The organism is Streptomyces sp. NPDC002076 (assembly GCF_053593835.1).
In genome coordinates, this window is sequence record NZ_JBSFDI010000058.1 from 1 (window position 1) to 6,709 (window position 6,709).

Sequence of the window (6,709 nt, forward strand, 5' to 3'; positions counted from 1 at the left end):
CGGTCCCTGGTCCGGGTGCCCGTACGTCGTGCTGCGGCGGCCGATGCCGCGGCCCCCGGGGCCCTGGCCCAACGCCTGACCACACTCCCCCCGGCGGAACGGGTCAAGGTCGTCCTGGAATCGGTCCGCACGCAGGTGGCCGCCGTACTCGGCCTCCCCGGACCCGAGGCGGTCGATCCGCTGCGCGCCTTCAACCAGGTCGGCTTCGACTCGCTGACCGCGGTGGAGCTGCGCAACCGGCTGACCGCGGCCACCGAGGTCCGCCTCCCCGCGACCCTGATCTTCGACTACCCCACGCCCACCGCCCTGGCCGAATACCTGACGACGGAAGTCCTGGGCACGTCGGCCGAGGCCGCCGCCCCGGTCGTCGCGGCGGGAGCGGCGGCGTACGACGATCCGATCGCCATCGTCGGCATGGCCTGCCGGTACCCCGGAGACGTCCGTTCTCCCGAGGATCTGTGGACACTGGTGACCGAAGGCCGCGACGCCATCTCGGACCTCCCCACGGACCGGGGCTGGGACGTGGAAGGGCTCTTCGACCCGGACCCCGACCGGCCCGGCACGAGCTACACGCGCGAGGGCGGCTTCCTGCACGACGCACACCACTTCGACCCGGTCTTCTTCGGGATGAGCCCGCGCGAGGCACTGGCCACCGACCCGCAACAGCGGCTGCTCCTGGAGACCACCTGGGAAGCGTTCGAACGCGCGGGCATCGACCCGGCGTCACTCCGCGGCAGCCGTACCGGTGTGTTCGCCGGCGTGATGTACAACGACTACGGCACGCTGCTGCACCGCGCACCCGACGGCCTCGAGGGCTACATGGGCACGGCCAGTTCCGGGAGCGTCGTTTCCGGCCGTGTGGCCTACACGTTCGGCCTGGAAGGCCCGGCGGTCACCGTCGACACCGCCTGCTCGTCGTCCCTCGTCACCCTGCACCTGGCCGTCCAGGCGCTGCGCAACGGCGAGTGCTCGCTGGCGCTCGCCGGCGGTGTGACGGTGATGGCCACGCCGGGAACGTTCGTGGCGTTCAGCCGTCAGCGCGGCCTCGCGGCCGACGGCCGCTGCAAGCCCTTCGCCGCCGCGGCGGACGGCACGGCGTGGGGTGAGGGCGTGGGCATGCTGCTGGTGGAGCGGCTGTCCGACGCCCGTAAGAACGGTCACCCGGTGCTGGCGGTGGTCCGCGGCTCGGCGGTCAACCAGGACGGTGCCAGCAACGGCCTGACGGCGCCGAACGGGCCGTCGCAGCAGCGGGTGATCCGTCAGGCACTGGCCAACGCCGGGCTCTCGGCGTCCGAGGTGGACGTGGTGGAGGCGCATGGTACGGGTACGACGCTGGGCGACCCGATCGAGGCGCAGGCGCTGCTGGCCACCTACGGCAAGGAGCGTGCCGAGGACGAGCCACTGTGGCTGGGCTCCGTCAAGTCCAACTTCGGTCACACGCAGGCGGCCGCCGGTGTCGCCGGAATCATCAAGATGGTGATGGCGATGCGGCACGGTGTGCTGCCGCGGACCCTGCACGTCGACGAGCCGTCCCCGCACGTGGACTGGTCTGCGGGCGCGGTGGAGCTGCTGACCGAGGCGCGGGAGTGGCCGGAGACCGGCCGTCCCCGCCGGGCGGCGGTCTCGTCCTTCGGCATCAGCGGCACCAACGCCCACACCATCGTCGAAGAGGCCCCCGCGCTCGAAACAGAGACCGATGACAGTTCCCCGCAGGTGCCCAAGGTGCTGCCTTGGCCGGTGTCGGGCAGGACTGTCGAGGCCCTGCGTGTGCAGGCCGCACGCCTGCGCGCCCATGTGTCGGACCACCCCGAGTTCAGCCTGGCGGACATCGGCTATTCGCTGGCCGTCCATCGGGGCACCTTCGACCATCGCGCGGTCGTGGTGGCGGGGGACAGGGACGCATTCATCCGCTCACTCGACGCGCTGGCCGCGGGCGAACCCTCGGCTGGACTGGCCGAGGGCGGTCCGGTCGGCGGCAAGCTCGCCTTTCTGTTCACTGGGCAGGGCAGCCAGCGGCTCGGCATGGGCCGGGAGTTGTACGACGCCTATCCCGTGTTCGCCCGGGCGCTGGACGAGGTCTTCGGACGGCTCGAACTCCCGTTGCGCGAGGCGATGTTCGGCGATGAGCCCGGAACCCTGGACCAGACGGCTTACACGCAGCCCGCCCTGTTCGCGATCGAGGTGGCGCTGTTCCGGCTCCTCGAATCGTGGGGCATCCGGCCGGACTTCGTCTCCGGTCATTCGATCGGTGAGATCGCGGCCGCTCATTGTGCGGGTGTGCTGTCGCTGGAGGACGCGTGCACGCTGGTCGCCGCGCGTGGCCGGCTGATGCAGGAGCTGCCGTCCGGTGGTGCGATGGTGGCGGTGCAGGCGAGCGAGGACGAGGTCACCCCGTACCTGTCGGACGCGGTGAGCATCGCCGCGGTCAACGGTCCGGCCTCCGTGGTCGTGGCCGGTGACGAGGACGCCGTACTGGACATTGCCGCTTCCTTCGAGGAGCAGGGGCGGAAGATCAAGCGCCTGACGGTCAGTCACGCCTTCCACTCCCCGCACATGGACGGCATGCTGGAGGCCTTCCGCCAGGTCGCCGACGGTCTGTCGTACGAGACCCCGCGCATCCCGGTCGTCTCCAACCTCACCGGCGCCCTCGCGACCCCGGACGAGCTCACCAGCCCCGACTTCTGGGTCCGTCACGTCCGTGAGGCGGTCCGTTTCCACGACGGCATCCGCACGCTCGAAGCCCAGAACGTCAGCACGTTCATCGAGCTGGGCCCGGACGGTGTGCTCTCGGCGATGGGCCAGGACTGCGTCACCGGCGAGGACCATGCGTTCGTACCGGTGCTCCGCGCTGGCCGTCCGGAGCCGGAAACCCTGACCACGGCCCTCGCGCACGCCCACACCCGGGGAATCCCGGTGGACTGGCAGGCCTACTACGCCGGCACCGGCGCCCGACGCGTCGACCTGCCCACCTACGCCTTCCAGCACCAGCGCTACTGGATCGACGTACCGGCGACCGTCGGCGACGTGACCTCCGCCGGACTCGGCTCGGCGGACCATCCGCTGCTGGGCGCGGCTGTGGAACTGCCCGACCAGGGCGGTTACGTGTTCACCGGGCGGCTCTCCCTGGACAGTCACCGCTGGCTGGCCGACCATGCGGTGGCCGGCACCGTGATCCTGCCGGGTACGGCGTTCGTCGAGCTGGCGATCCGTGCCGGGGACCAGGTCGGCTGTGACCGGCTGGAGGAGCTGACCCTCGAGGCGCCGCTGGTGCTGCCCCCGCGGGGCGGTGTGGTGCTGCGCATGTCGGTGGGCGAGCCGGACGGTTCCGGTCGCCGGGAGGTGACCTTGTACTCGCGGCCCGAGGACGCCGAGGACGGGACCTGGCTGCGGCACGCCGGCGGCGTGCTCGCCACCGAGGACGCGGAGGACGCCGCTGCGCACGCAAGCGAGGCGCAGGCCGACCCCGGCTTCGCCGTCTGGCCGCCCGCCGACGCCACGCCGCTGGACGTGACCGGACTCTACGAGCGGTTCGCCGAGGGCGGGTTCGGGTACGGCCCGGCCTTCCAGGGGCTGCAGGCCGCCTGGCGACGCGGGGACGACATCTTCGCCGAGCTGGCGCTGCCGCGGGACCAGCACGACGAGGCCGCGCGGTTCGCGCTCCATCCCGCCCTGCTCGACTCGGCACTGCACGGTTTGGCGCTGGGCGAGTTCACCGGTGCCACCGGCACCGCGCCGGGTGCGCTCCGCCTGCCCTTCTCGTGGAGCGGGGTCGGGCTGCAGGTGGCCGGTGCCACGGCGCTCCGGGTGCGAATCAGTCCCGCCGGTGACGGCTCGGTCGCCCTGCGAGCAGTTGACGAGACGGGTGGCGCGGTCGCGTCCGTGGACGCCTTGACGCTGCGGCCGGTCGACCCGGCCCGGCTGGGAACGGCCAGGGGCGGGTTCCACGACTCCCTCTTCCAGGTGGAATGGGCGCGGGTTCCGGCGTCCGCCGGCACGCGGGTGCCGGCCGGGCAGTGGGCCGTCGTCGGCGCCGACCACCTCAAGCTGGGTGCCGCGCTGGAGGCGGCGGGGGTGTCCGTCGACGCGTACGCCGACCTCGCGGCGCTCGCGGGGGTCGTGGCGGCGGGCAAGCCTCTGCCCGACCTGGTCCTGGTACCCCGGGCTCCGCAGGCCGCCGGCGACCTCGCCGACGCGGTGCGACAGGCGGCCCACGAGGCCCTGGAGCTGGTGCAGTCCTGGCTCTCCGAGGAGGTGTTCGACGGTGCTCGGCTCGCGTTCGTCACCCGCGGCGCCGTCGCCGCGTCGACGGGCGACACGGTCGGCGACCTGACGCAGGCGTCGCTGTGGGGCCTGCTGCGTTCGGCTCAGACGGAGAATCCGGACCGCTTCCTGCTGCTGGACGTCGACGAGCACGACCTCTCGTACCGGGCCCTGCCCGGCGCGGTGGCCGGTGGCGAGAACCAACTGGCCGTCCGGGAAGGAGCCCAGTACGCCCCCCGGCTGGCCAGGGTCCCGGTGACCGAGGCCGAGGGTGACGCCACGGCCGCGCTCGACCCGGACGGAACCGTGCTCGTCACCGGCGGAACGGGGGCGCTCGGCGGCCTTGTCGCGCGGCATCTGGTGGCGGAGCGGGGTGTCCGGCACCTGCTGCTCACCAGTCGGCGCGGGATGAGCGCCGACGGCGCGGCCGAGCTGGTCGCGGAGCTCACCGGGCGCGGAGCGAGTGTGCGCGTCGCCGCCTGCGACGTGGCGGACCGGGACGCGCTGCAGGCCCTGCTCGCCGAGGTGCCCCAGGACCATCCGCTGACCGCCGTCGTCCACACCGCGGGCGTGCTGGACGACGGGCTCGTACCGTCGCTCACCCCGGACCGGATCGACACCGTGTTCCGGCCGAAGACCGACGCGGCCCTGAACCTCCACGAGGCGACCCGGGACCTCGGCCTGTCGGCGTTCGTCCTGTTCTCCTCGGCCGCCGGTACCTTCGGCACGCCGGGTCAGGCCAACTACGCGGCCGCCAACGCCTTCCTGGACGCGCTCGCCGAGCACCGCCGGACCGAGGGTCTGCCGGCGGTGTCGGTCGCCTGGGGGCTGTGGGAGCAGCGCAGTGCCATGACCGGGGAGCTGGCGGAGGCGGACCTGCGGCGGATGGCCAGGTCCGGCCTGCTGCCGCTGTCCTCCGCGCAGGGCCTGGCCCTGTTCGACACCGCCTGCCGGGTCGGCGCCGACTCCGCACGGGCCGTGCTGGTGGCGGTGCGCCTCGACACCGAGCCCCTGCGATCCCAGGCGGCGGCCGGCGTGCTGCCCGCGCTGCTGCGCGGCTTGGTGCGGGCGGTGCCACGCCGTACCGCGCGGACCGCCCAGGCCGCGGTGGCGGGCGCGGCGGACCTCGTCCGGCGGCTGGCCGGACTGACGGCGGGGGAGCAGGAGCGGACGCTGCTCGATGTGGTGCGTGCCCAGGCGGCAGCCGTGCTGGGATTCGCCGATCCCGGAGAAGTGGGTGAGACACGCGAGTTCCTCGAACTGGGCGTCGACTCGCTGACCGCCGTGGAGCTGCGCAATCACCTGGTCGCGGCGACAGGGCTGCGGCTGGCGCCCACCCTGCTGTTCGACCACCCCACCCCGCAACTCGTCGCCCGGCATCTGCGCGCCGAACTGGCCGCCCGGACGTCCGGCGCCGGGGCGCCCGGTGAGGAGGCATCCCGCGAAGGCGGGCCGGCCGGCGCGGACCACGTGCCGGACGGTGGGACGAGCAGCGGAATGTTCGGGCAGATGCTGCGGCGCGCCGCCGAACTCGACGCGTCCGGCGAGTTCATGGGTCTGCTGATGGAGGCCTCGCGGTTCCGGCCGTCGTTCGCCTCCGCCGCCGAACTGCGCACACCGCCACGGCTGGTGCGGCTCGCCACCGGTGACCGGCAGCCGGCGCTGGTGTGTTTCTCCTCCATCCTGTCGATCTCCGGGCCGCACCAGTACGCCCGGTTCGCCGCCGCCTTCCGGGGCCGGCGTGATGTGTGGGCGCTGGCCGCGCCCGGCTTCCTCACCGGGGAGCAGGTACCGGCCGGTCCGGAGGCGGTGATCGAGGCGCAGGCCGAGGCGGTGTTGCGGCAGGCCGACGGCAGGCCGTTCGTGCTGCTCGGCCACTCCTCCGGCGGCATGCTCGCGCACGCGGTCGCCGAGCGGCTGGAGAGCGCCGGGACCGCACCGCGTGCGGTGGTGCTGATCGACATCTACTCGCACGACGGCGACGCCATCGTCGGTATCCAGCCCGGGCTGTCCTCGGGCATGAACGAGCGGCAGGAGAGCTACGTGCCGGTCGACGACACCCGGCTGCTGGCCATGGGCGCCTACTTCCGGTTGTTCGGCGGCTGGAAGCCGCGGCCCATCGGCGCCCCCACGCTGCTCGTCCGGGCCGGGGAACGGCTCTTCGACTGGACGAGGGACGGGGACTGGCGGTCGTACTGGGAGCTGGAGCACACCGCAGTGGACGCACCGGGTAACCACTTCACGATGATGGAGCAGCACGCGGACGCCACGGCAGGAGCCGTGGACGACTGGGTCGCGCGGCTGCGGTAGCGGCGCGCCCCGCACGGCCGAGGGCCGGGCCCCCCGCGGGGGGGGGGGGGGCCGGGGGGGTTGGGGGGGGGGGTTTTGGGGGGGGGGGGGGGGGGTGTAAACAAGGACCGCCGGGGGGGGGCGGCCGGGGGGTGGCGCC

At 73.4% G+C, this 6,709-nt stretch carries 1 pseudogene; it reads left to right on the forward strand.

The window, feature by feature from the left end:
- Positions 1 to 15 precede the first annotated feature (15 nt).
- Positions 16 to 6,570, forward strand: a pseudogene (locus ACWCQS_RS45910) (SDR family NAD(P)-dependent oxidoreductase); the annotation flags it as partial.
- Positions 6,571 to 6,709 lie beyond the last annotated feature (139 nt).